The organism is Micromonospora noduli, assembly GCF_003264365.1.
In the GTDB taxonomy this organism is placed as follows: Bacteria; Actinomycetota; Actinomycetes; order Mycobacteriales; family Micromonosporaceae; genus Micromonospora; species Micromonospora noduli.
Genome location: NZ_PYAK01000040.1, coordinates 31,598 through 52,703, shown reverse-complemented (window position 1 = coordinate 52,703; position 21,106 = coordinate 31,598). Strand labels below are relative to the sequence as shown.

At 72.3% G+C, this 21,106-nt stretch carries 23 protein-coding genes and 1 pseudogene; 16 read left to right on the top strand and 8 right to left on the bottom strand.

Translation table 11 applies throughout. The annotated features are described in order from the left end of the window. Nucleotides 1-86: 86 nt before the first annotated feature. Complete coding sequence (locus GUI43_RS24370; RefSeq protein WP_112605999.1) at nt 87-683, bottom strand: TetR/AcrR family transcriptional regulator; 597 nt, start codon at nt 681-683, stop codon at nt 87-89. Between the two features lie 230 nt (nt 684-913). Between GUI43_RS24370 and proS the strand changes: the two genes are divergently transcribed. The 12 genes from proS to GUI43_RS24310 all read left to right on the top strand — a co-directional run bounded on the left by proS (nt 914) and on the right by GUI43_RS24310 (nt 9,248). Next, nucleotides 914-2,320: a proline--tRNA ligase gene (proS, locus tag GUI43_RS24365; protein WP_112588417.1), complete on the top strand. Its 1,407-nt coding sequence runs from the start codon at nt 914-916 to the stop codon at nt 2,318-2,320. A gap of 49 nt (nt 2,321-2,369) precedes the next feature. Further along, nucleotides 2,370-2,990 carry a ribonuclease FAU-1 family protein gene (locus GUI43_RS24360; protein WP_112588511.1) on the top strand — a complete coding sequence of 207 codons (621 nt, stop codon included), beginning with the start codon at nt 2,370-2,372 and terminating at the stop codon, nt 2,988-2,990. A 229-nt stretch (nt 2,991-3,219) separates the two neighbouring features. Continuing rightward, complete coding sequence (rpsP, locus tag GUI43_RS24355; protein WP_112588420.1) at nt 3,220-3,720, top strand: 30S ribosomal protein S16; 501 nt, start codon at nt 3,220-3,222, stop codon at nt 3,718-3,720. After that, nucleotides 3,695-3,955 carry an RNA-binding protein gene (locus GUI43_RS24350; protein ID WP_172862164.1) on the top strand — a complete coding sequence of 87 codons (261 nt, stop codon included), beginning with the start codon at nt 3,695-3,697 and terminating at the stop codon, nt 3,953-3,955. Before rpsP ends, GUI43_RS24350 begins: the two co-directional genes overlap by 26 nt. Beyond that, nucleotides 3,955-4,605 (top strand): ribosome maturation factor RimM, encoded by a 651-nt coding sequence (gene rimM / locus GUI43_RS24345; protein WP_112699867.1) that lies wholly within the window; start codon nt 3,955-3,957, stop codon nt 4,603-4,605. Before GUI43_RS24350 ends, rimM begins: the two co-directional genes overlap by 1 nt. Nucleotides 4,606-4,616: 11 nt before the next feature. Beyond that, nucleotides 4,617-5,390 (top strand): tRNA (guanosine(37)-N1)-methyltransferase TrmD, encoded by a 774-nt coding sequence (gene trmD / locus GUI43_RS24340; protein ID WP_112588424.1) that lies wholly within the window; start codon nt 4,617-4,619, stop codon nt 5,388-5,390. Between the two features lie 143 nt (nt 5,391-5,533). After that, on the top strand, nt 5,534-5,890 hold the full coding sequence (gene rplS, locus GUI43_RS24335) for a 50S ribosomal protein L19 (RefSeq protein ID WP_030335223.1): 357 nt from the start codon (nt 5,534-5,536) through the stop codon (nt 5,888-5,890). Between the two features lie 182 nt (nt 5,891-6,072). Beyond that, nucleotides 6,073-6,942, top strand: a complete 870-nt coding sequence (gene lepB / locus GUI43_RS24330; RefSeq protein ID WP_112605969.1) for a signal peptidase I — start codon at nt 6,073-6,075, stop codon at nt 6,940-6,942. A 10-nt stretch (nt 6,943-6,952) separates the two neighbouring features. Then, nucleotides 6,953-7,588: a signal peptidase I gene (gene lepB / locus GUI43_RS24325; RefSeq protein ID WP_112588428.1), complete on the top strand. Its 636-nt coding sequence runs from the start codon at nt 6,953-6,955 to the stop codon at nt 7,586-7,588. Nucleotides 7,589-7,636: 48 nt separating this feature from the next. Next, nucleotides 7,637-8,122, top strand: a complete 486-nt coding sequence (locus GUI43_RS24320) for an NUDIX hydrolase (RefSeq protein ID WP_112699870.1) — start codon at nt 7,637-7,639, stop codon at nt 8,120-8,122. Further along, nucleotides 8,116-8,928, top strand: a complete 813-nt coding sequence (locus GUI43_RS24315) for a ribonuclease HII (RefSeq protein ID WP_112699866.1) — start codon at nt 8,116-8,118, stop codon at nt 8,926-8,928. The genes GUI43_RS24320 and GUI43_RS24315 overlap by 7 nt, the downstream gene beginning before the upstream one ends. Beyond that, the gene (locus tag GUI43_RS24310) at nt 8,925-9,248 is read left to right on the top strand and encodes a DUF2469 domain-containing protein (RefSeq protein ID WP_007075222.1); all 324 of its coding nucleotides are present in this window, start codon (nt 8,925-8,927) and stop codon (nt 9,246-9,248) included. Before GUI43_RS24315 ends, GUI43_RS24310 begins: the two co-directional genes overlap by 4 nt. 63 nt (nt 9,249-9,311) lie before the next feature. Here GUI43_RS24310 and GUI43_RS24305 read toward each other — a convergent pair whose 3' ends face one another. Further along, nucleotides 9,312-10,454 carry a sulfite oxidase gene (locus GUI43_RS24305; RefSeq protein ID WP_112699865.1) on the bottom strand — a complete coding sequence of 381 codons (1,143 nt, stop codon included), beginning with the start codon at nt 10,452-10,454 and terminating at the stop codon, nt 9,312-9,314. Nucleotides 10,455-10,698: 244 nt separating this feature from the next. Here GUI43_RS24305 and GUI43_RS24300 point away from each other — a divergent pair, with 244 nt between their 5' ends. Next, nucleotides 10,699-11,400, top strand: coding sequence for a murein hydrolase activator EnvC family protein (locus tag GUI43_RS24300; RefSeq protein WP_112699864.1), 702 nt, complete (start codon nt 10,699-10,701; stop codon nt 11,398-11,400). Here GUI43_RS24300 and GUI43_RS24295 read toward each other — a convergent pair. From GUI43_RS24295 to GUI43_RS24270, 6 genes are all read right to left on the bottom strand, one after another. Continuing rightward, entirely contained in the window at nt 11,321-12,502 is a 1,182-nt protein-coding gene (locus tag GUI43_RS24295; protein ID WP_112699863.1) for an aminotransferase class V-fold PLP-dependent enzyme, read from the bottom strand. The genes GUI43_RS24300 and GUI43_RS24295 overlap by 80 nt on opposite strands. A 44-nt stretch (nt 12,503-12,546) precedes the next feature. Continuing rightward, on the bottom strand, nt 12,547-13,533 hold the full coding sequence (locus GUI43_RS24290) for a tyrosine recombinase XerC (protein WP_112699862.1): 987 nt from the start codon (nt 13,531-13,533) through the stop codon (nt 12,547-12,549). 400 nt (nt 13,534-13,933) lie between these two features. Beyond that, nucleotides 13,934-14,137, bottom strand: a complete 204-nt coding sequence (locus tag GUI43_RS24285) for a hypothetical protein (RefSeq protein WP_146754573.1) — start codon at nt 14,135-14,137, stop codon at nt 13,934-13,936. A gap of 198 nt (nt 14,138-14,335) precedes the next feature. Next, nucleotides 14,336-15,544: a DNA-processing protein DprA gene (dprA, locus tag GUI43_RS24280; protein WP_112699861.1), complete on the bottom strand. Its 1,209-nt coding sequence runs from the start codon at nt 15,542-15,544 to the stop codon at nt 14,336-14,338. Next, the gene (locus tag GUI43_RS24275) at nt 15,541-17,061 is read right to left on the bottom strand and encodes a YifB family Mg chelatase-like AAA ATPase (RefSeq protein ID WP_112699860.1); all 1,521 of its coding nucleotides are present in this window, start codon (nt 17,059-17,061) and stop codon (nt 15,541-15,543) included. The genes dprA and GUI43_RS24275 overlap by 4 nt, the downstream gene beginning before the upstream one ends. Before the next feature lie 30 nt (nt 17,062-17,091). Then, a complete protein-coding gene (locus GUI43_RS24270; RefSeq protein WP_112699859.1) occupies nt 17,092-17,451 on the bottom strand; it encodes a YraN family protein in 360 nt (119 codons plus the stop codon). Nucleotides 17,452-17,617: 166 nt separating this feature from the next. On the opposite strand from GUI43_RS24270, the pseudogene GUI43_RS24265 reads away from it, so the two are divergent. From GUI43_RS24265 to tsf, 3 genes and pseudogenes are all read left to right on the top strand, one after another. Further along, a pseudogene (locus tag GUI43_RS24265) lies at nt 17,618-18,719 on the top strand (hypothetical protein). Nucleotides 18,720-19,100: 381 nt separating this feature from the next. After that, entirely contained in the window at nt 19,101-20,021 is a 921-nt protein-coding gene (gene rpsB, locus GUI43_RS24260) for a 30S ribosomal protein S2 (protein ID WP_112588472.1), read from the top strand. A gap of 134 nt (nt 20,022-20,155) precedes the next feature. Continuing rightward, nucleotides 20,156-20,983, top strand: coding sequence for a translation elongation factor Ts (tsf, locus tag GUI43_RS24255; RefSeq protein ID WP_112588474.1), 828 nt, complete (start codon nt 20,156-20,158; stop codon nt 20,981-20,983). Nucleotides 20,984-21,106 lie beyond the last annotated feature (123 nt).

Here is a 21,106-nt window from a genome sequence, read left to right as displayed (position 1 = left end):
GCACGGGCGGGCAGGGCGGAGGGGGCGCACGGGCGGGCGGGGCGGAGGGGGCGCACGGGCGGGGCGCGGGGCGCGGGGTGCGGGGGCTAGTGGGCTGGGCGGGCGGCGGCGCTGAAGAGGCGTACGGCAAGGTCGGCGAGGGCCGTGGCGGTCTGCTCGATCGGTTCGCGGGGGAGCACGATGTGGCTGACCACCAGGCGGACGATGGTGTCGGCGGCGAAGGCCAGCGCGGCGTGGTCCGCTCCGGGCAGGTGGTCGCCGGCCCAGTCGATCAGAGCGCCGGACGCCTCGGTGAGCACCACCTCGGCCCGGGTGGTGAGGTACGGCAGTAGCTCGTCCGAGCCGCCCCGGGCGCTGGTCAGGATCGCCTTGATCAGCGGGTTTTCCCCCGCCGTGGTGAGGGTGTGCGCGATAGCCGCGTACGCGCCGGCCCGTACGTCGGTGCCGTGGGCGAGCAGAGCGGCCCGGACGGCGCCGACGAAACGGTCCACCTCGGCGCGGGCGAGCGCCTCGGCCAGCCCGGCCTTGCTGCCGAACTCGTTGTAGACGGTCTGTCGGCTCACCCCGGCGGCAGTGGCGACGGCACCCATCCGGACGCCGTCCCATCCGGTCGCGACGGTCAGCGCGCGGGCGGCGTCGACGATGCCGGTCCGTACCGGGGTGGGCTCCCTCTGCTCAATCATGGTGGTCGAAGTGTAAGTCGGCGTGCCGGCCCGGGGGCGGTCGGCGATCGGGCTGGTCGGCTGCCGGGCCCAGCGCACCCAGCTCGCCGCCAGGTGTGCCATATCGGGGGCCTCGGGCTCGGGGCTGGAGCCGCTTCGGGGTGCGGATCGAGGAAGGCCTTGACGGCGGATGCCAATGATGCCGCGCCCGAGCGCACCGCCCTGACGAGCGGCGCATAGGATGTGCGGTCATGGCACGCGTGCTCACTCCCCGTGCGGAGGATTTCCCCCGCTGGTACCAGGACCTGATCGCCAAGGCGAAGCTGGCCGACAACGGCCCGGTTCGCGGCACCATGGTCATCCGACCGGCCGGCTACGCCATCTGGGAGCGTATGCAGGCTGAGATGGACGCTCGAATCAAGGCGGCGGGTGCGGAGAACGCGTACTTCCCGTTGTTCATCCCCGAGAGCTACCTCAAGCGCGAGGCGCAGCACGTCGAGGGCTTCTCGCCGGAGCTGGCGGTCGTCACCCACGGTGGTGGCAAGCCGCTGGCCGAGCCGGTCGTGGTGCGTCCGACCAGCGAGACGGTCATCGGCGAGTTCATGGCCAAGTGGATCGACTCGTACCGGGACCTTCCGCTGCTGCTGAACCAGTGGGCGAACGTGGTCCGGTGGGAGCTCCGTCCGCGGATCTTCCTGCGTACCAGCGAGTTCCTCTGGCAGGAGGGGCACACCGCGCACGCCACCCGTGAGGACGCCCGGGCGTACGCGCGGCGGATCCTGCACGAGGCGTACGAGGACCTGATGGTCAACGTGATCGGCATTCCGGTGGTGGTCGGCCTGAAGACGACGCGCGAGCGCTTCGCCGGGGCGACGGCCACGTACACCTGCGAAGGCATGATGGGCGACGGCAAGGCGTTGCAGCTGGGCACGAGCCACGAGCTGGGCCAGAACTTCGCCAAGGCGTTCGACATCAGCTACTCCTCCAAGGAGGGCGGCCGGGAGCACGCCTGGACCACCTCCTGGGGCACGTCCACCCGGATGCTCGGCGGCCTGATCATGGCGCACGGCGACGACAACGGTCTGCGCGTGCCGCCGAGGCTCGCGCCGATCCAGGCGTACGTCATGATCGTCAAGGACGGCGACGGCGTCGGCGAGGCGGCGGCCAAGCTGCGCGACGGCCTGCGCGACGCCGGTGTCCGGGTCGCGCTCGACGACCGGACCGACACCCCGTTCGGCCGCCGGGCCGTCGACGCCGAGCTGCGCGGCTATCCGGTACGCGTCGAGGTTGGCCCCCGTGACCTGGCCGTGGGCAACGCGACGGTGGTGCGTCGGACCGACGGCTCGAAGACTCCGACGCCGGTGGCGGACGTGGTCACCGCGGTGCTGGCCGCCCTGGAGACCGACCAGCAGGTGCTGCACGACCAGGCGCTGGCCAACCGCGAGTCGCGCACCGTGGAGGTGGCGACCCTGGCCGAGGCGATCGAGGCCGCCGCGACCGGCTGGGCGCGGGTGCCGTGGTCGGCGGTCGGCGTGGCCGGTGAGGCCGAGGCGAACGGTCAGGGCGTCACGGTGCGCTGCCTGCTGCGCGCCGACGGTTCGGTACCGGACTCGGAGGACGAGCCGGATCTGGTCGCCATCCTCGCCCGCGCCTACTGAGGTGCGGCCGGGCAACCCCGTCGACCGGTTCGAGCCGGGTCGGCTGATCATGCATCGGAACGTGCGGCACGGCCGGATCGGGTGGGCCCGGCCGGCCCGCGTGGTCAGCGACGACGATCGAGGGTTGCTGGTCTGGATCGCCCGGAACTCGCCGGTGGCCCACGAGGTGACCGAGGCCGGGCTGGGGATGCGGGCGATGCCGTTCGCCGAGTGGATCTCGTCGACGTACCGGTTGGCGCAGGGGCGCTGGAACGGCCCGCCGCTGTTGAAGTTCCTGCCCACGGGGGCGGCGCACTCCGTCTGGTGGTTCCGGGACGCCCAGGGCCGGTTCGCCCACTGGTACGTCAACCTTGAGGAGCCCGGTGTCCGCTGGGACGACGGCCCGGTGGCCGGCGTCGACGTGGTGGACCAGGACCTGGACGTGGTGGTGTGGCCGGACCGCAGCTGGGAGTGGAAGGACGAGGGCGAGTTCGTCGAGCGGCTCGCCTTCGGCGCCGACTACTGGGTGACCGACGAGAAGGCGGTCCGCGCCGAGGGGGAGCGGGTGATCGCGCTCGCCGAGGCCGGCGAGTTCCCGTTCGATGGCACCTGGTGTGACTTCACACCCCCTCCGGAGTGGGGCATACCAGACAAACTGCCACCGGGATGGGATCGTCCACCGGTGCGCTGAGCGGTACCCCAGGTCACCGACAGTGCGGTGTACGGGTCCGATGCGGGAGATCGGCATCGGATCTGGCAGAATAGGTCGCTGGTATCCGGCGCGCGTCCGGCGCCCTCTAACCCGGGCACGTCGCCAGTCCACCGAGTAGTCTCCGGCCCAACCCCACTGTGCCGGTCGGCGCTCACCCATGCACACCGCCCGCTTGGGCCGGTGAGATCGCAACAGGAGCGAAACAACTGTGGCCGTAAAGATCCGGCTCCTGCGGATGGGCAAGATCCGCAACCCGCAGTACCGCATCGTCATCGCCGACTCGCGCACCAAGCGCGACGGCCGGGCGATCGAGTTCGTCGGGGTTTACCAGCCCAAGGAAGACCCCTCGATCATCGAGGTCAAGTCGGAGCGGGTCCAGTACTGGCTGTCCGTCGGCGCTCAGCCGAGCGAGGCGGTGCAGCGGCTGCTGGAGCTGACCGGTGACTGGCAGAAGTACAAGGGCCTGCCGGCCCCGCCGCCGCTCCTGGTCGCCCCCGAGCGGGCCGACCGCAAGGCGGCGTACGAGGCTGAGGCGAAGGCCGCCGCCGGGCTCGCCCCGGAGACCCCGGCCAAGCCGGCCAAGAAGGCCGCCAAGGCTGCCGAGGCTCCGAAGACCGAGGCTCCGGCTGAGGCTCCGACGGCCGAGGCGCCGAAGACCGAGGCTCCGGCCGAGGCCCCGGCCGCTGCCGACGCCGGTGAGCAGGCCTGACATGCCACTGCGTCCGGCGTTGGAGCACCTGGTCAAGGGCATCGTCGACCACCCGGACGACGTCCGGGTGCGGATGGTCGATTCCCGTCGGGGCAAGCGGCTCGAAGTCCGCGTGCACCCCGAGGACCTCGGCACTGTGATCGGGCGGTCCGGCCGGACCGCCAAGGCGCTGCGCCAGGTGATCGGCTCCATCGGCGGGCGCGGGGTTCGCGTCGACATCGTCGACTCGTACTGATGCAGCTCGTCGTCGGCAGGATCGGCAAGCCGCACGGTGTCCGCGGTGAGGTCACCGTGGAAGTGCGGACCGATGAGCCCGAGGCACGGTTCGCCCCCGGCACAGTGCTGCGCACTGAGCCGGGGGCGACGCCCCCGCCTGCGCGCAACACTGTGCTGGGCACTGAGCCGGGGGCGACGCCCCCGCCTGCGCGCAACACTGTGCTGGGCACTGAGCCGGGGGCGACACCCCCGCCAGCCAGCGATGAGCCCGGGGTGCCGTTCCGGGTTCCCGCGGAGCTGACCATCGAGGAATCCCGCTTCCACCAGGGTCGGGTGCTGATCGCGTTCGAGGGCATCCTGGACCGCAACACCGCCGAGGCGCTGCGCGGGACGCTGCTCGTGGTGGACAGCGCCGACGTGACCCCACCGGATGACCCGGAGGAGTTCCACGACCACCAGCTGGTCGGGTTGGCCGTGGTGACCCCGGCCGGCGAACGCCTGGGCGAGGTCGCCCGCATCGACCACGCGCCCTCGTCCGACCTGCTGGTGCTGCGGCGCCCCGAGGGGCGTACCGCGTTGATCCCGTTCGTCCGGGCGATCGTTCCGGAGGTCGACCTGGCTGGCGGACGTGTGATCGTCGACCCGCCAGCCGGACTGCTCGACCTTTAGGACCAGCCCGCATGCGCGTCGACGTCGTGTCGATCTTTCCGGAGTACTTCGCCCCGCTGGACCTGTCGCTGATCGGACGGGCGCGGGCCAACGGCGTACTCCAGCTCGCCGTGCACGACCTGCGGACCTGGACCCACGACGTGCACCGCACTGTCGACGACACCCCCTACGGTGGCGGGCCGGGAATGGTGATGCGCCCCGAGCCGTGGGGTGAGGCTCTGGACGCTCTCGCGCCGCTCGACGCCCCGCCGCCAAGGCTGCTGGTGCCGTCGCCGGCCGGTGCCCCCTTCACCCAGGCCATGGCGTACGAGTTGGCGGCCGAGTCGCATCTGCTCTTCGCCTGCGGCCGTTACGAGGGGATCGACCAGCGGGTCCTGGCGCACGCCGCCACCCGGATGCCGGTCACCGAGGTGTCGCTCGGTGACTACGTGCTCTTCGGCGGCGAGGTCGCGGTCCTGGTGATGCTGGAGGCGGTCACCAGGCTGCTGCCGGGGGTGCTGGGCAACGCGGGCTCGTTGGACGAGGAGTCGCACGCGCACGGGCTGCTGGAGGCGCCGATCTACACCAAGCCGCCGAGTTGGCGTGGGCACGACGTGCCGGAGGTGCTCCGCTCCGGTGACCACGGCAAGATCGCCCGCTGGCGGCGCGAGGAGGGTCTGCTGCGCACGGCCGCCCGCCGGCCGGACCTGCTGGCCGCGTTGCCGGCCGATCGGCTCGACAAACGGGACATCGCGGCCCTGGACCAGGCCGGATTTCAGCCTCCACCGGGGGATGTGGCAAAGTAGGGGGGTTGCCGCATCCGTCCGCGCCCGCGGTCGGCTGCGAGGATCCCCGACCGGGGTCGGTCCGCCGATCACCACCCGGGAATCAGAATCACCCACCCGCGCACCGAGTGACGGTGCGCCGTGAGCCTTACGAGGACGCAGCGATGAACATCCTGGACGCCCTTGACGCCCAGTCGAAGCGGACCGACCTTCCCGACTTCCGGGCCGGTGACACCGTCAAGGTGCACGCCCGCGTCGTCGAGGGCAACCGGTCCCGTGTCCAGATCTTCCAGGGCGTCGTGATCCGCCGCCAGGGTGACGGTCTGCGCGAGACCTTCTCGGTCCGCAAGGTCAGCTTCGGTGTCGGCGTCGAGCGGACCTACCCGCTCAACGGCCCGGGCATCGACCGGATCGAGGTCGTGACCCGCGGTGACGTGCGTCGCGCCAAGCTCTACTACCTGCGCGAGCTGCGCGGCAAGAAGGCCAAGATCAAGGAGAAGCGGGAGAAGCAGCCCAGCTGACTTCCCGCTCGCCACGCCGCCCGAGCTGCGCGTATGCCGTACCGACCAGAGCGCACTACCCTGGTCGGTACGGGCGCAGCGAGGCGGCGGTCCCGCCCAGGTGGCGGGCAGTTGTCCACTACCGCCCGTGGAGCCTCGACGAGGCTCCCGGGCGGTGGTGTTTCTGCGGACCGGGGAGTGGCGTGGTGCAGACGCTTGACGAGGACGGCACCGTCGATCCGTGGCGCCGACGGGCTCGCCGCACCCGCCGGCAGATGCCTCTCTGGCAGGAGCTGCCGCTGCTGCTGGTGGTCGCGTTCTGCCTCGCGGTGCTGATCCGCACCTTCCTGCTCCAGGCGTTCTTCATTCCGTCCGGCTCGATGGAGGACACCCTCCTCGTCGGTGACCGGGTGCTGGTCAACAAGGTCGTCTACGACGTTCGTGACCCGCTGCGCGGCGAGGTGGTGGTCTTCCGGGGCACCGACCGCTGGGCGCCGCAGGTCGACGAGCAGCCGAAGCCCGGCGTCGCCGGCCGGCTCGGCCGCACCGTCGGCGACCTGGTCGGGGTGAGCCGCCCCGGCGAGAAGGACTTCATCAAGCGGGTGATCGGTCTCCCCGGTGACCGGGTCAAGTGCTGCGACAGTCAGGGCCGGGTGACAGTCAACGGCACCCCGCTCAACGAGTCGTACGTCCTGCGGGACTCCCCCCTGGACCTGCCGCCCAACCCGGCGGAGTGTCGCTCCCGACGCTTCGACGAGATCGTCGTGCCGCCCGGTCAGATCTTCGTGATGGGTGACCACCGCGAGGTCTCCCAGGACGCGCGTTGCCAGGGGCCGGTGCCGATCGACAACGTGGTCGGCCGGGCCTTCATGGTGGTCTGGCCGTCGTCGCGGTGGAGTGCGCTGTCGGTGCCGTCCACGTTCGAGGACGTCTCCGGGCCGGCCACGGCGTCGCCGGGTGCGACTCCGGCGCGACCGACTCCACAGGGCGGGGTGCTGCTGATGCTTCCGTTGGCAGCCGCGCTACGTGGTTCCCGCGCGTTCCGGACGGTGCCGTCCAGCCGGGCAACGTAGGCTCCTTGGCGTGATTGACGAGCAGACCGACAAGCCGCGCAGCTCCTTCTGGAAGGAGCTGCCGATCCTGCTGGGTGTGGCGATCCTGGTCGCGGTGCTGGTCCGCGCCTTCGTGCTGCAGACCTTCTTCATCCCCTCCCCGTCCATGGAAAACACCCTCAAGATCGATGACCGTGTGCTGGTCAACAAGTTGGTCTACGACTTCCGGTCACCGCACCGCGGCGAGGTGATCGTGTTCAAGGCTCCGACCGCGTGGAGCGGCAACCCCGACGGTGAGGACTTCATCAAGCGGGTGATCGGCATCCCCGGGGACCACGTGGTCTGCTGCGACCCCGAGGAACGGCTGATGATCAACGGCAAGTCGCTGGACGAGCCGTACATCTTCTCCATGGACGGGATTCGCGACAAGCCCGCCGACCAGGAGTTCGACATCACCGTGCCGGAGGGCCGGCTGTGGGTGATGGGCGACCACCGGTCGGCCTCCGGCGACTCGCTGGAGCACTGGCAGCAGTCCCAGCAGAACATCACCGAGGCCACGATCCCCGAGGACGACGTGGTCGGGCGGGCGTTCACCGTCTTCTGGCCGGTCAGCCGGGCCACCTGGCTGACGGTGCCCGACGGGTTCGACGGCATTCCCAAGCCGTAGGCCGTACGGGGCGTGGGCGATCCGTCCCCGGTCTGGCAGGCTGGTGCGGTGACCGTCTACACCCCTCGACGCGCGGCCCGCGTGCTGCTCGTCGACGCGGCCGGCCGGGTCCTGCTGTTCGAGGGCTTCGACCCGGCCCGACCCGGGCACCGATACTGGTTCACCCCCGGCGGTGGGCTCGATCCGGGGGAGGTGCCGGCAGTGGGCGCGGCCCGGGAGTTGGCCGAGGAGACCGGCCTGCGGCTCGACCCGTCCCAGCTGGGCGAGCCGGTCTGGTCCGACGCGACCGAGTTCTCCTTCGACGGCATCTGGTACCGCCAGGAGCAGGATTTCTTCCTCTTCCGGGTGGACTCCTGGCAAGTGGACACCACGGGCTTCAACGACATCGAGCGACGCAGCATCGCCGACCACCGCTGGTGGGTTCCGGACGAGTTGGCGGCCAGCGGTGACCGGTTCTACCCGCCCGAACTGCCCACCCTGCTGACCCGGCTGGGGCAGTCGACCACCGCCGGCCAGGACGAGGCGTCGTGCTGACCCCGCCGCGCACCGTGGTGCGCCGCGAGGCCGGCCTGTACGCCCTGGAGCGGGCGTTGCAGCGGCGTGGCTTCCGGCACGTCGCCGGCGCCGACGAGGCGGGCCGGGGGGCGTGCGCCGGTCCGCTGGTCGCCGCCGCGGCAGTGCTGCCCGAGGGGCGGCGTGGCGAGATCGAGGGGCTGGCCGACTCGAAGCTGCTCACCCCGGCCAGCCGGGAACGGGTGTACGCGGAGGTCGTGGACCGCGCGCTCGCGTACGCCGTCGTGGTTATCCCAGCCGAGGAGGTCGACGCTCGGGGTCTGCACGTGTGCAACCTGGCCGCAATGCGCCGGGCGCTCGCCTCGCTCACCACCCGCCCGGAGTACGTGCTGACCGACGGGTTCGGCGTGGACGGCCTGGGTGTGCCCGGGCTGGCGGTGTGGAAGGGCGACCGGGTGGCCGCGTGCGTGGCGGCGGCCAGTGTGCTGGCCAAGGTCACCCGGGACCGGCTCATGGTGGAGTTGGACGGGGTGTTCCCGGCGTACGGCTTCGCCGAGCACAAGGGGTACATCACCCCGGAGCACTCGGCGGCGCTGCGGGAGCACGGGCCGTGCCGGGAGCACCGGTTCTCGTACGTCAATGTCGCCGCGGTCTCCGGCCGCGACGGCCGGCCGCCGCGCGCCCGACGGCCCGGCGGCCACGGCCCGGATGAGCCGATGGAGCGCTCGTGGGCGTCAGGGGGTACCGTCGGCGTGGCGTTGGGCGAGCAGCCTCGGCCTCCGACGCCGGTGGGGGAAGATGTGGCCATGGAAGGCGGAGTGCGATGAGCGCGGAAGATCTCGAGAAGTACGAGACCGAGATGGAGCTGCAGCTCTACCGGGAGTACCGCGACATTGTCCGCCAATTCTCCTACGTGGTGGAGACGGAGCGCAGGTTCTACCTGGCCAACCAGGTCGACCTGCACGTGCGGAACTCCGACGGCGAGGTCTACTTCGAGGTCGAGATGCACGACGCCTGGGTGTGGGACATGTACCGTCCTGCCCGCTTCGTGAAGAACGTCCGGGTGATGACTTTCAAGGATGTCAACGTCGAGGAGCTGGAGAAGCCCGACATCTCACTGCCCGCCGACTCCGGCTTCGGCGGCTGAGCGCACCCGAGCCCCCGGGGCCGTGCCACGGGCCCCCACCCGTGGCGTGACACCCACCGCCGATCACTCGGCCGGCACCACGACCTCGACCCGCTGCACCATGTTGTTGGCGAAGCCGCCACGGTTCCACTGTTGCTCGACCGGCTGGGTCCGCCCGGACGCGTCGGTAGCCCGCGCGCCGAGCACGTACCGGCCGGGGGTGGCGACCCACTCGTGCCGCCAGCGCCGCCAGGCGAAGTCCCCCGCGTCCGCCGGGTCCAACTCGGCCGGCGACCAGCTCTGCCCTCCGTCGGTGGTCACCTCCACGGCGACCACCGGGGCGTGCCCCGACCAGGCCCGACCATCCAGCGTGCACGAGCCCTGTCGCAGCACCCGACGGCGCGACATGAAGTCGGGGAAGCCGGGCGGGCGGACCAGCGCCCGCGGCTCGATCCGGGTGACCGGCACGCCCGGGTCGTCCGCGTCGCGGCGTACCCGGTAGGCCACCGCGTTCTGGTACCCCTCGAACGGCTCGGTCCGCAGCTCGATGGAGTGGACCCACTTCACGTGCGCCATGCCGTACCAGCCCGGCACGATCAGCCGCAGCGGCGCACCGTGCTGCGGCAGCAGGGGAGCACCGTTCATCTCGTACGCCAGCAGCACCTCCTCGCGCAGCGCGTCGGCGACCGGAAGCGCCCGCTGGTAGTCCTGCTCGATCCCGCGCTCCACGCCGTGATCGGCGCCGGTGAAGACCACGTCCACCGCGTCCGGGTCGACGCCCGCCTCCCGCAGCAGCGGCGCGAGGGGGGTGCCGGTCCACTCCGCGTTGCCGACCGCCTCGACCAGCCAGGGCTGGCTGACCGGCCGGGGGTGCAGCAGGGCCCGCCCGTTGCCGGCGCACTCCAGTGTCACCTGCCGGGTGACGCGGGGGCGTTCGCGCAGGTCGGCGAGGGTGACCGCCAACTGACGGTCCACCGCACCGCCGATGGTCAACGTGTGCGTCGCCGGGTCGAGCTCCGGGATGTCGTAGTGGATCAGCAGGTAGTGCAACCCGGCCGGGGTGACGTCGTAGCGCAGCGCCTCCAACGGGATGCCGTGGTTGCGGGCCGCGAGCTGCAACTCCTCGGCGCTGATCGTCTCGTCCGGCTCCGCGAGCCGGGGCGGGCCGCTCACGTCGGCCACCGTCGGCCCGGTGGGGTACGACGTCCGGTCATCGAGAGTGGTCATGCGGCCTCCCCGGTACAGACGGCGGCACCCGCCGTACGCGGCCCAGCCTAGGCCCTCCGTGTCGGCCCGAAAACGGCACCGAGGGTACGGCGGCGTCCGCGCGGCGGGTCGTGGACAGCGTCCCGCCGTACCGGGCATAGCAGATCATCGAGGGCGTTGGGTGGTCGTCCACAGCACCTCCGGTTGTCCACAGCCCAGGCGTCCGGGCCGGCGGACGACCCGGCGTCAGCCGGAAGCTGCCGTCATGCGACCGCCACCCGCCCGTTCGATCCGCCGCACGCTGCTGCTCTGCACCGCGCTCCCGCTCGCACTGACCGTGCAGCTCTGCGGGCTGGCGGTGCTGGTCGCGGCGGTGCCCGGTCAATCACCGACCCCGACCGTGCCGGTCGCGGCCCTGGCGGAGCCGGTCGTCGCCGCAGCGCCCGCCGGGCGGTTCCGCTGGCCGGTCGACGGGCCACCCCGTCCGGTGCGCCGGTTCGACAGGCCGCCGCGACCGTGGCTGCCCGGCCATCGCGGCGTCGACCTGGCCGCCCCGGCCGGAGCGGTGATCCGCAGCGCCGGGCCGGGCACGGTGCTCTTCGCCGGCCTGGTGGCCGGTCGACCGGTGGTCACCGTGGGGCACGCCGGCGGGCTGCGGACCACCCACGAGCCGGTCCAACCCGCCGTACGTCCCGGTCAGCCGGTCACCGCCGGCGCACCGCTGGGCGAGCTGCTGCCCGGGCATCCGGGGTGCCCGGCCGAGGCGTGCCTGCACTGGGGCCTGCGCCGGGGCGAGGAGTATCTCGACCCGCTCGCCCTGCTCGGCCTCGGCCCGGTACGCCTGCTCCCGGTCGGTCCGGTCCCGGTGTCCGCTCCCGGCCGGCCGCTCAGCGCTGGGCGAGCAGTGCCGGCAGCCGTGCGGCCAGCCGCTCGTACTCGTCGGCGGCGTTGTAGACCTGACCGGTGAGCCGCAACCACCCTCGGCCGTTCCAGCTCATCACCGCCACCTCCGCGCCGAGCCGCTCACCGATCCGCGCCTGCAACGCCCGCGCCGCGTCGATCGTGGTGCCCGTGCCGGCCGGCAGCGGGATGAGACGCAGCGCCACCCCCGGTCCGCCGGGGTCGGGCAGATTGGCGGGGGCCACCCCCAGGGCGTCCCCCACCACCCGCTGGCCGTACGCGGCGAGCGCCGCGTTGTGCGCCCGCACCCGGTCGACGCCGAGACTGCGCATCGTGAACAGGCCCGCCGGGGCGGCCAGCCAGGGCGTGTAGTCGAGCGTCGCCTGCCACTCGAGCCGGGCCGGGAAACCCGACTCCTGCTCCCAGGACACCACCAGTGGCTCGATCCGGTCCCGCCACTGCGGTGCCACCGCCAGCAGGGCGGTCCCGCGCGGGGCGTACGCCCACTTGTGCAGGTTGCCCACCCAGAAGTCCGCGCCGATGCCGGCCACCGGGGTGGGCAGCATGCCCGGGGCGTGCGCGGCGTCCACCAGGACCGGCACGCCGTGTTCGCGGGCCACCCCGGCGACGGCGGCGGTCGGAAAGAGCTTGGCGGTGGCCGAGGTGAGCTGGTCGACGACGAGCAGTCGGGTCCGCCCGGGGCGCAGGCCAGCGCGGATGATCTGCACGATCTGCTCGTCGGTGGCGGCCAGGGGGATCGGCAGGACCCGGCTGACCGCGCCGGTGCGGCGGCATTCGCGCTGGATGGCCAGGCTCACCGCCCCGTACCCGTGGTCGGTGCTCAGCACCTCGTCGTCGGCCTTGAGACCCACCGACTGGAGCACCACGGCGACGCCGGTGGTGGTGTTGCCCACCAGGGCGCTGCCGTCCGGGTCGGCGCCCAGGAACCCGGCGAGGTGCCGACGGGTGTGCGCGATCCGGTCGACCAGCCCCTGGGTGAAGAAGCGCAGCGGGTTCGCCTCCATCTCGTCGCGCAGCCGCTGCTGGGCGCGCTGCACGCCGATCGGCACCGCGCCGAACGAGCCATGGTTGAGGTGGCTGACCGCCGGGTCCAGGGAGAAGAGCAGGCGGGCGCCCGGGATCGGCTCAGGGGGATTCGGGACGCTCACTTGATGATCGTAACCGCCACGCGTGCGCGCCCTGCGGCCCTTGATCAGGCGCGGGGGTGCGCCTGCCGGTAGGCAGCGCGCAGCCGCTCGACCGAGACGTGGGTGTAGATCTGCGTACTCGCCAGGGACGAGTGGCCGAGCAGCTCCTGCACGGCGCGCAGGTCCGCGCCACCCTCCAGGAGGTGGGTGGCCGCGGAGTGGCGGAGATCGTGCGGGCTGGTCCGGGGCAGCCCGGCGGTCTCGGCGTACGCACCGACGATCTGACGTGCTGTCGTCGGGTTGAGCCGACCACCCCGAGCCCCCAGCAGCAGGGCGTCACCGGAGCGGGCGCCCACCATCGCCGGGCGGCCGTGGCGCAGCCAGTCGTCCAACGCCCGCTGGGCGGGCACCCCGTACGGCACCGAGCGCTCCCGCCCGCCCTTGCCGAACACCCGGATCACCCGCCGGCCGTGGTCGACATCCCCGACGTCCAACCCGCACGCCTCGCTGACCCGTACGCCGGTGGCGTAGAGCAGCTCCAGCAGCACCCGGTCCCGCAGCCGTACCGCCTCGGCCGCTTCGCTCGGGCCCGACTCCGACGGCGGGTTCGGGGGCGGTGCCTGCCGGGCCGGTGCCTCGACCAGGGCGGCGGCCTGGTCGGCGCGCAGCACGCTGGGTAGTTCCCGGTGCGCGCGGGGGCTGGCCAGTGCGGCGCCCACGTCGGCGGGGAGCAGCCCGGCCCGGTGTGCCCAGGCGCTGAATGCCCGCGCCGATGCGGCCCGTCGGGCCAACGACGTGCGGGCGGCACCCGTGGTGCGCTGCCGCGCCAGCCAACTGCGCAGCACCGACAGGTCCAGCTCGGCGAGGTCGACGCAGCCCATTCGGACGGCGTGGTCGAGCAGCGAGACCAGATCGGTGACGTACGCGCGGACGGTGTGCGCCGACCGGTTACGGACCCGGGACAGGTGCTCGGCGAAGTCGTCGACCGCGTCGCGCAACGCTGGCGGGAGTGCCTGGTGCATGGCCCGGGTGCCCCGGTCCGGTCGGCTCATCGTGGCCGCGCCGGCGTGCTTGCCGGTTCGTCGGCCCCGGCGCTCTCGATCACAGCTGGCACGGCACCAGCCTACGGCCGGTCCGTCTACGCCACCGGACATGACGGTGCCGGTGTCCACCCCCGGCTACCGGCGGTTGTTCCTCTTGCTCAGGAATACGACCAGGCCGACAACGAGCACGGCGGTCACGACGAGACAGCAGAGCACGCTGATGTGCCACGGCTTGATTGCACCCATGACCGGGCACCGTACCGGTCGTAGTGGCAGGCCGTTGCCCCGCGCGAGCGCACCTCAGGCCGGCCCGGACGTCTTCGCGGCCGTCACACGCTTGGCTGCCGTGACGGCCCTCAGTGTCCGGGCGACCCCAGCCCTCGCCAGGGATCGCCCGGACACCGGGGTATCAGGCGTCGTGCCGCATGAGGTAGTTGAGAGCCCCGAAGATGAGGGGAGCCGAGCCGGCGAACGCCGCAGCCCCGGCGATCAGGGCCTTGCCGACGCTCGGGTCCATCGACCATGTGATCCAACTGGCGATCGTCGCGACCTGGCTCGACCCGAGGGCGACAATAGTGAGGCACAGTAGGCGAACGGGGAACTGACTTCCCATCTCATCCTCCACTCGACGGACTCCTCCTCTTGGAGGTGACCTCGTCGAGCGGGATTAGAGGGGACCCGCCAAGAGCACCCTGGTGGCCGTGCAGAGGCTTGGCAAGCTTTTGTGGTGGTTGTCATATCCACTGTGCTCGCTGGCCTTGAGACGGTGTTTGGAATGCCGGGACGTCTGCCGGGGCCGCGTGGGCACACCTCATGTCGACGCGGGCGTCTCCGCCGCAGCACGCTTGGGTTTGGCGGGTGGGGCCAAGGCATAGCCATCGTCGCGACGGACCACCATGGACAGCTCCTCCAGCAGCGACAGCTTGCGCAACGCGGTCCGTAGGTCGACGCCGGCGCGGGCGGAGAGCCGGTCCACGCCCATCGCGCCTCGGCGGGGCAGCGCCTCCAGCAGCGACAGCGCCTCGTCGTCCAGCGCGTCGGTGGCCCGCTGCGGTCCACGCGCCAACGGGGCCAGGTCCGCGCCGATCCGACCCACCTCCTCCAGCACGTGCGCCACCCCGGTGACCAGTCGGGCCTTGGAGTGCTCGCGCAGGAACTCGTGCGCGCCGACGGACATCGCCGAGGTCACCGGCCCCGGCACCACCATGGCCACCCGATTGGAGTGGATGGCTCGCCGCGCGGTCTGCGTCGCGCCACTGCGCGCCGACGCCTCCACCACGACGGTGCCCCGGGTGCCTGCGGCGATCACCCGGTTGCGGATCAGGAACCGGGGTCGCAGCGGCTCGGCACCGGGCGGCCACTCACTGACCAGCAGCCCCGTCTCGGCGATCCGGTCGAAGAGCGCGGCGTTGCCCATCGGGTACGGACGGTCGAGCCCGCAGGCGAGCACTGCGACGGTCAGACCCCCCGCGGTGAGTGCGCCCCGGTGGGCGGCGGCGTCGATGCCGAACGCGCCACCGGACACGACCGTCCAGTCCCGCTCCGCCAAGCCGTACCCCAGCTCGGTCGCGACGTGCTGCCCGTAACCGGTGGCCGCCCGGGCCCCCACCACGGCCACCGAGCGATCCAGAGCCTCACCGAGCGGCCAGCTTCCGCGTACCCAGAAGCAGAGCGGCGGGGCGGTCTCACCATCCACCCGGCGGCTGACATCCGGCAGCCGCAGTGCGGCCAGGCTGGCGACCTGGGCTGGCCACTCCTCGTCGTCCGGCGTGACCAGCCGGGCACCCAGTCGGTCCGCCCGCTCCAGGGCCTCCGCGGCCACCGCCCGTGCGTCGCCGGCCGCCGAGCGTGCGGCGACAGTGGTGTGCAGCCAGCCGGCCGGGCTGCCACCGTCGAGCAGCAGATCCAGGGTCTCCACCGGGCCGTGCCGTTCGACCAGGTGATGCACCGCGCGCGTACCCGGCTCGGCCAGCCAGGTCAGGGCGACCCGGGCCAGCCTGCGTTCCTCCTCGGCGCTCACGTCGCCTCCCCCGTCCGTAGTTGAAGCGCTTCCCGGACGTCGTCCCGGTCAGGTCGGTCGCGACCGTCCAGATCGGCGATGGTCCAGGCCATCCGGATCACCCGGTCGAAGCCGCGCGCCGACAGCGAGCCGGAGTCGAGCCGGCCACGCAGCTCCACGGTGACCCGGGCCGGTAGCCGCCACGGCGGTCGGCGCAGGTGCGGCCCTTCCACCTCGGCGTTGAGCCGTCGGCCGAGGTCGGCCCAGCGGGCAGCCGCCGCCTGCCGGGCCGCCGCCACCCGGGCGGCGACCGTCGCCGAGGGCTCGACATCGCCGTCGGTCGCCATCAGCTCGGCCGCCCGCACCGGCATCAGCCGCACCTGGACGTCGATCCGGTCCAGCAGCGGCCCGGAGAGCCTTCCCAGGTAGCGGCGGCGAACCAGCGGCGAACACTCGCAGTGCGCATCGCCGGCCGGTTTCGCGCACGGACACGGGTTGGCCGCCAGCACCAACTGGGTGCGGGCCGGGTACACGGTGCCGCCTCCGCTGCGGCTCAGCTGGATGCGGCCGTGCTCCAGCGGCTGGCGCAGCGCCTCCAGCGCACCCTTGCTGAATTCGGGAGCCTCATCGAGGAAGAGCACCCCGCGATGCGCCAGCGACACCGCACCGGGTCGGGCCAGCCCCGAGCCACCCCCGACCAGCGACGGCACGGTCGCGGTGTGGTGCGGCGCCTGGAACGGCGGGCGACGCAGCAGGCGACCACCCGGCGGCAGCAGCCCGGCGACCGAGTGCAGCGCGGTGACCTCCAGCGCCGCGTCGTCGTCCAGCTCGGGCAGGATCGACGGCAGGCGTTCGGCGAGCATCGTCTTGCCGGCGCCCGGAGGGCCGAGCAGTGCCACGTGGTGCCCGCCGGCTGCGGCGACCTCCAGGGCGCGTCGACCCATCTGCTGCCCGGCGACGTCGGCGAGATCCGGCCCACCGGCCAGCGGCTCCGGGATGTCCGCCGGTGGTTCGATCAGCGGGGTCCCGTCCCGAACGAAGGCGACGAGCCGGTGCAGGGTGTCCACCGCCCGTACCCGTATCCCCGGGATGACGGCGGCCTCGGCGGCGTTGCCGACCGGAACGATCACCCGCGTGACGCCGGCCTGGGCTGCGGCGGCGACCATCGGGAGCACGCCGCGCACCGGCCGGACCGTCCCGTCGAGCCCCAGCTCGCCGAGGACCACCACCCCCTCCAGAGGGAGCAGCGGCAGCTCACCCGAGCCACCCAGTAGGGCTGCGGCGATGGCCAGATCGAAGGCCGACCCGAACTTCGGCAGCGTGGCGGGCAGCAGGTTGAGGGTGATCCGCCGGTTGGGCCAGCGCTGGCCGGAGTTGACCACGGCGGCGCGGACCCGGTCGCGGGCCTCGTGCAGGGCGGTGTCCGGCAGACCGGAGATCACCACCGCAGGCAGACCGGCGGCCAGGTCGGCCTCCACCTCGACGAGGTGGCCGGTCACTCCGACCAGACCCACGCAGAGCACCTTCGCGTAGCTCACGGCACGTCACCGATCCTCCGGGTACGCATGTCAGAACGCGCCCTTGAGGTGGTCGACCTGCGCCGGCCCGGAGTCGGGCAGCCGCACCGACAGCACGTCGAAGCGCACCTCCTCGGCGGTCGTACCGGTCTCGGTGAGCCACCGTGCGGCGAGCCCTCGCAGCCGGCGGGCCTTGGCCCGTACGACCGCCTCGGCCGGGGTGCCGAAGCCCTCACCCCGGCGGGTCTTCACCTCGCAGAAGGCGAGCACGGGCCCGTCCCACGCGATGATGTCGATCTCCCCGGCCGGGCAGCGCCAGTTTCGGGCGATCGGGCGCAGCCCCGCCTCGGTCAGGTGCCGGGCGGCGCACCGCTCGCCGTACGCGCCAACCGCCTGGTTCCGCTTCGTCATGGCCGGCACGGTGCCCGCCGGAGGGTGATCGCCGCGACCCGGCAGCAGCCCAACTGTGGACAACGGGGGTGCTGTGGACAGTCAGATGATCATGCCCGCGCTGTGCTAGGGCGCGACTCGTGTCCGCGCTGCCCGGACGATCGGCGGCGCGGTCGGCCGGGTTGAAATGGCGCGGGCGTGGCCGGTCGCATACGGTGCCTGACGTGGACGGACGACGGAGTTTTCCGGAAGATCAGGAGTCGCGCTGGTACCCCGACGAGCGGGGTCGCGGTTACGGCGAGTCGGAGTGGCGCGGCGCGGGCGAACCGCGGTACCGGGACGGTGAGATTCCCGAGCCGCGTGGCGCGGAAGACGGCCGCTCCGTCGAGGACACGGGAGTCGGCCGCCGCCGCGAGCCGGACTCGGGACGCTTCGGCGCCGTCGACGCGGGACGCTTCGGTACGCCGGAGTCGGACTCGGGTCGCCTGAGCGCTGTGGACGCGGGTCGCTTCGGTGCGCCCGAGCCGGATTCGGGTCGCTTCGGCGCCCTGGACGCTCAGACCGGTCGGTTCGGGGGGAGCGAGGCTGATTCGGGGCGTTTCGGTGCGGTGGACCCGTTGGGTGCCGGGCGGTCGGAGGCGGACGGTTACCGGGCCACCCGATCGCGGCGGGCGGACCGGGACCCCTCGGAGACCTCCGGTGAGCTGCCCGGACGGCGGGCCGCCCGCGAGACGACCACGGCGGGATCTCCGGTGACCAGCGCCCCGCCGGAGACGTCCCGCGACAGCACGTCGACAGCGCCGGCGACCGTGCTCGCTGACCAGGCTCGGCCTGCTCCGCTCGCTGGGTACCCGATCATCGAGCCGACCCGTGGCGGCGGCGACACGCCGCACCCGCTGGAGATGCCGACCGGCCCGATGCCGGGGATCGGCCCGCGACCCGACCTGCCCGCAGGCGAGCCGCCGATGTATCCGCCGGCCGCCGACGGCGTCTATCGGACCCGTCGACCGGTGCTGGCCGTACTCTTCGCTCTGCTGGTGTTGGTCTTCGAGGTCCCCGCGTTGCGGGTGCTGCTGGCGGGCGTGACCGGCGACCCGGTGGACGCCGGGAACGTGGTGGTGGGTATCGCCCTGGTCGCCGGCCTGCCGATCTTCGCGACCGGGCTGTACGGGCTACGAACCGGAGGTCTGGCGCTCGCCGACAACGGTCGGGGCTGGCTGCGCCCACCGACGGCCTACCTGACCGTCGGCCTGGTGCTCTTCCTGGCTGCCGCGCTCGCCGCCGGCTGACCCGGCCCGACCCGCCGCCGGCCTGTCGCGCGCGCTGACGGTTCGGACAACAACCAGGAAATAGTGGCCTCCGGCGACGCGGAGGCCACTATTTCCACGAACCAGCGCGATCTTCCCAGCGACTCGCGGGCGAGCGGGGGAGCGGCGGAGCAGCACCCCACGCGCACCCCGGGGCGGCTGAACGGGTGAGGGGCGTACACTGGCCAACTGGCGACCGCCTCGTGCGGTCGACCTCGCGCGCCCTCTTCACGAATCGTCGTGGAGCGACGGCCTCCCTGGTCCCGATCTTGATCGGGTCCACCATGGGTCGGCGACCAGGCGCCAGGACGCCCGGCCACCGGCCGGGCGTGACAACCAGGGACCTTGAGGAGTACCCCAACCATGGCCGTCGTGACCATGCGTCAGCTGCTGGAGAGCGGTGTCCACTTCGGGCACCAGACCCGGCGCTGGAACCCGAAGATGAAGCGCTTCATCATGACCGAGCGCAACGGCATCTACATCATCGACCTGCGCCAGACCCTCGAGTACATCGAGAAGGCGTACGAGTTCGTGCGTGGGACCGTCGCCGAGGGTGGCAGCATCCTGTTCGTCGGCACCAAGAAGCAGGCCCAGGAGGCGATTGCCGAGCAGGCGACCCGGGTCGGCCAGCCGTACGTCAACCACCGCTGGCTCGGTGGCATGCTGACCAACTTCCAGACCGTTTACAAGCGGCTCCAGCGGATGAAGGAGCTGGAGGGTCTGGGTGACCTCAGCGGCACCGCCGCCGGTTACACCAAGAAGGAGACCCTGCAGCTCTCCCGCGAGAAGATCAAGCTGACCCGCACCCTCGGTGGCCTGCGGGACATGCAGAAGCTTCCCGCCGCGGTCTGGATCGTCGACACCAAGAAGGAGCACATCGCCGTCGACGAGGCCCGCAAGCTGGGCATCCCGGTGATCGCGGTGCTGGACACCAACTGTGACCCGGACGAGGTCGACTTCCCGATCCCGGGTAACGACGACGCGATCCGCTCGGCGGAGCTGCTGACCAAGGTCGTCGCCGCCGCCGTCGCGGATGGTCTGATCGCGCGTTCCGGCCGTCGCCGGGGCAACGACGAGAAGCCCGAGGGTGTCGCGAGCGACGAGCCGCTGACCGAGTGGGAGCGCGAGCTGCTCGAGCCGAAGAAGGCCGACGAGTCGGCTGCCCCGGCCGCTGCGGCCGCCCCCGCCGAGCAGCCCGCCGCTGCCGCCGCCGAGCAGCCCACCACCCCGGAGCAGCCGGCGCAGGCCGCCACCGAGCAGCCGGCGGCCGCCACCGCGGAGTGATCGCACCGTCGCTGCCCCGCCGTCCGTTTTCGCGAACGGCGGGCAGCGATGGTACGCCGGGCACGATCCGCCCGGATCCGGGTAACCGGCACCTCTGACCATCCACACGCCGTCTCAACACCGAAGAGAGAGCCATGTCCCAAATCACCGCCGCGGACGTCAAGAAGCTCCGCGACCTCACCGGCGCCGGCATGATGGACAGCAAGAAGGCGCTGACCGAGGCCGAGGGCGACTTCGACAAGGCCGTCGAGATCCTGCGCGTCAAGGGCGCCAAGGATGTTGGCAAGCGGGCCGGCCGTACGGCCGCGAACGGCCTGGTCGCCCACTCCGGCAAGGCGCTGCTCGAGCTCAACTGCGAGACCGACTTCGTCGCCAAGACCGAGTCGTTCATCGCGCTGGGCCAGCAGCTGGTCGAGCACGGTGAGCGCGCCGGCGTGAACTCCGCCGAGGAGCTGCTCGCCACCGAGCTCGACGGCAAGGTCGTCGCGGACCTGATCCAGGAGCAGTCCGCCAAGATCGGCGAGAAGCTGGTGCTCAACCGGTTCGCCCGGGTCGAGGGCACCACCGCCGTCTACCTGCACCGCAAGGCCCAGGACCTGCCGCCGGCCGTTGGCGTGCTGGTGTCGTACACCGGCAAGACCGACGAGGCCGGCGACGCCGACGCCCGTGGTGTGGCCATGCAGATCGCCGCGATGCGGCCGAAGTACCTCACCCGGGACGAGGTTCCGGCTGAGGTCGTCGAGTCCGAGCGGCGCATCGCCGAGCAGACCGCCCGCGAGGAGAACAAGCCCGAGGCGGCTCTGCCGAAGATCATCGAGGGTCGGGTCAACTCCTTCTTCAAGGACTTCGTCCTGATCGAGCAGTCGTCCGTCTCTGACAACAAGAAGTCGGTGAAGCAGCTGCTGGCCGAGGCCGGCATCGAGGTCACCCGCTTCGTGCGGTTCGAGGTCGGCCAGGCCTGAGCCGCCACCGGGCGCCGTTGGCGCCCGTGGGCAGGAGACATCAACGAGGAGGCCGCCGGTGTACGTGACAGGCACCGCGGCCTCCTCGTCACATAGGGTCGGCAGCGGCAGGTTCGCGGTACG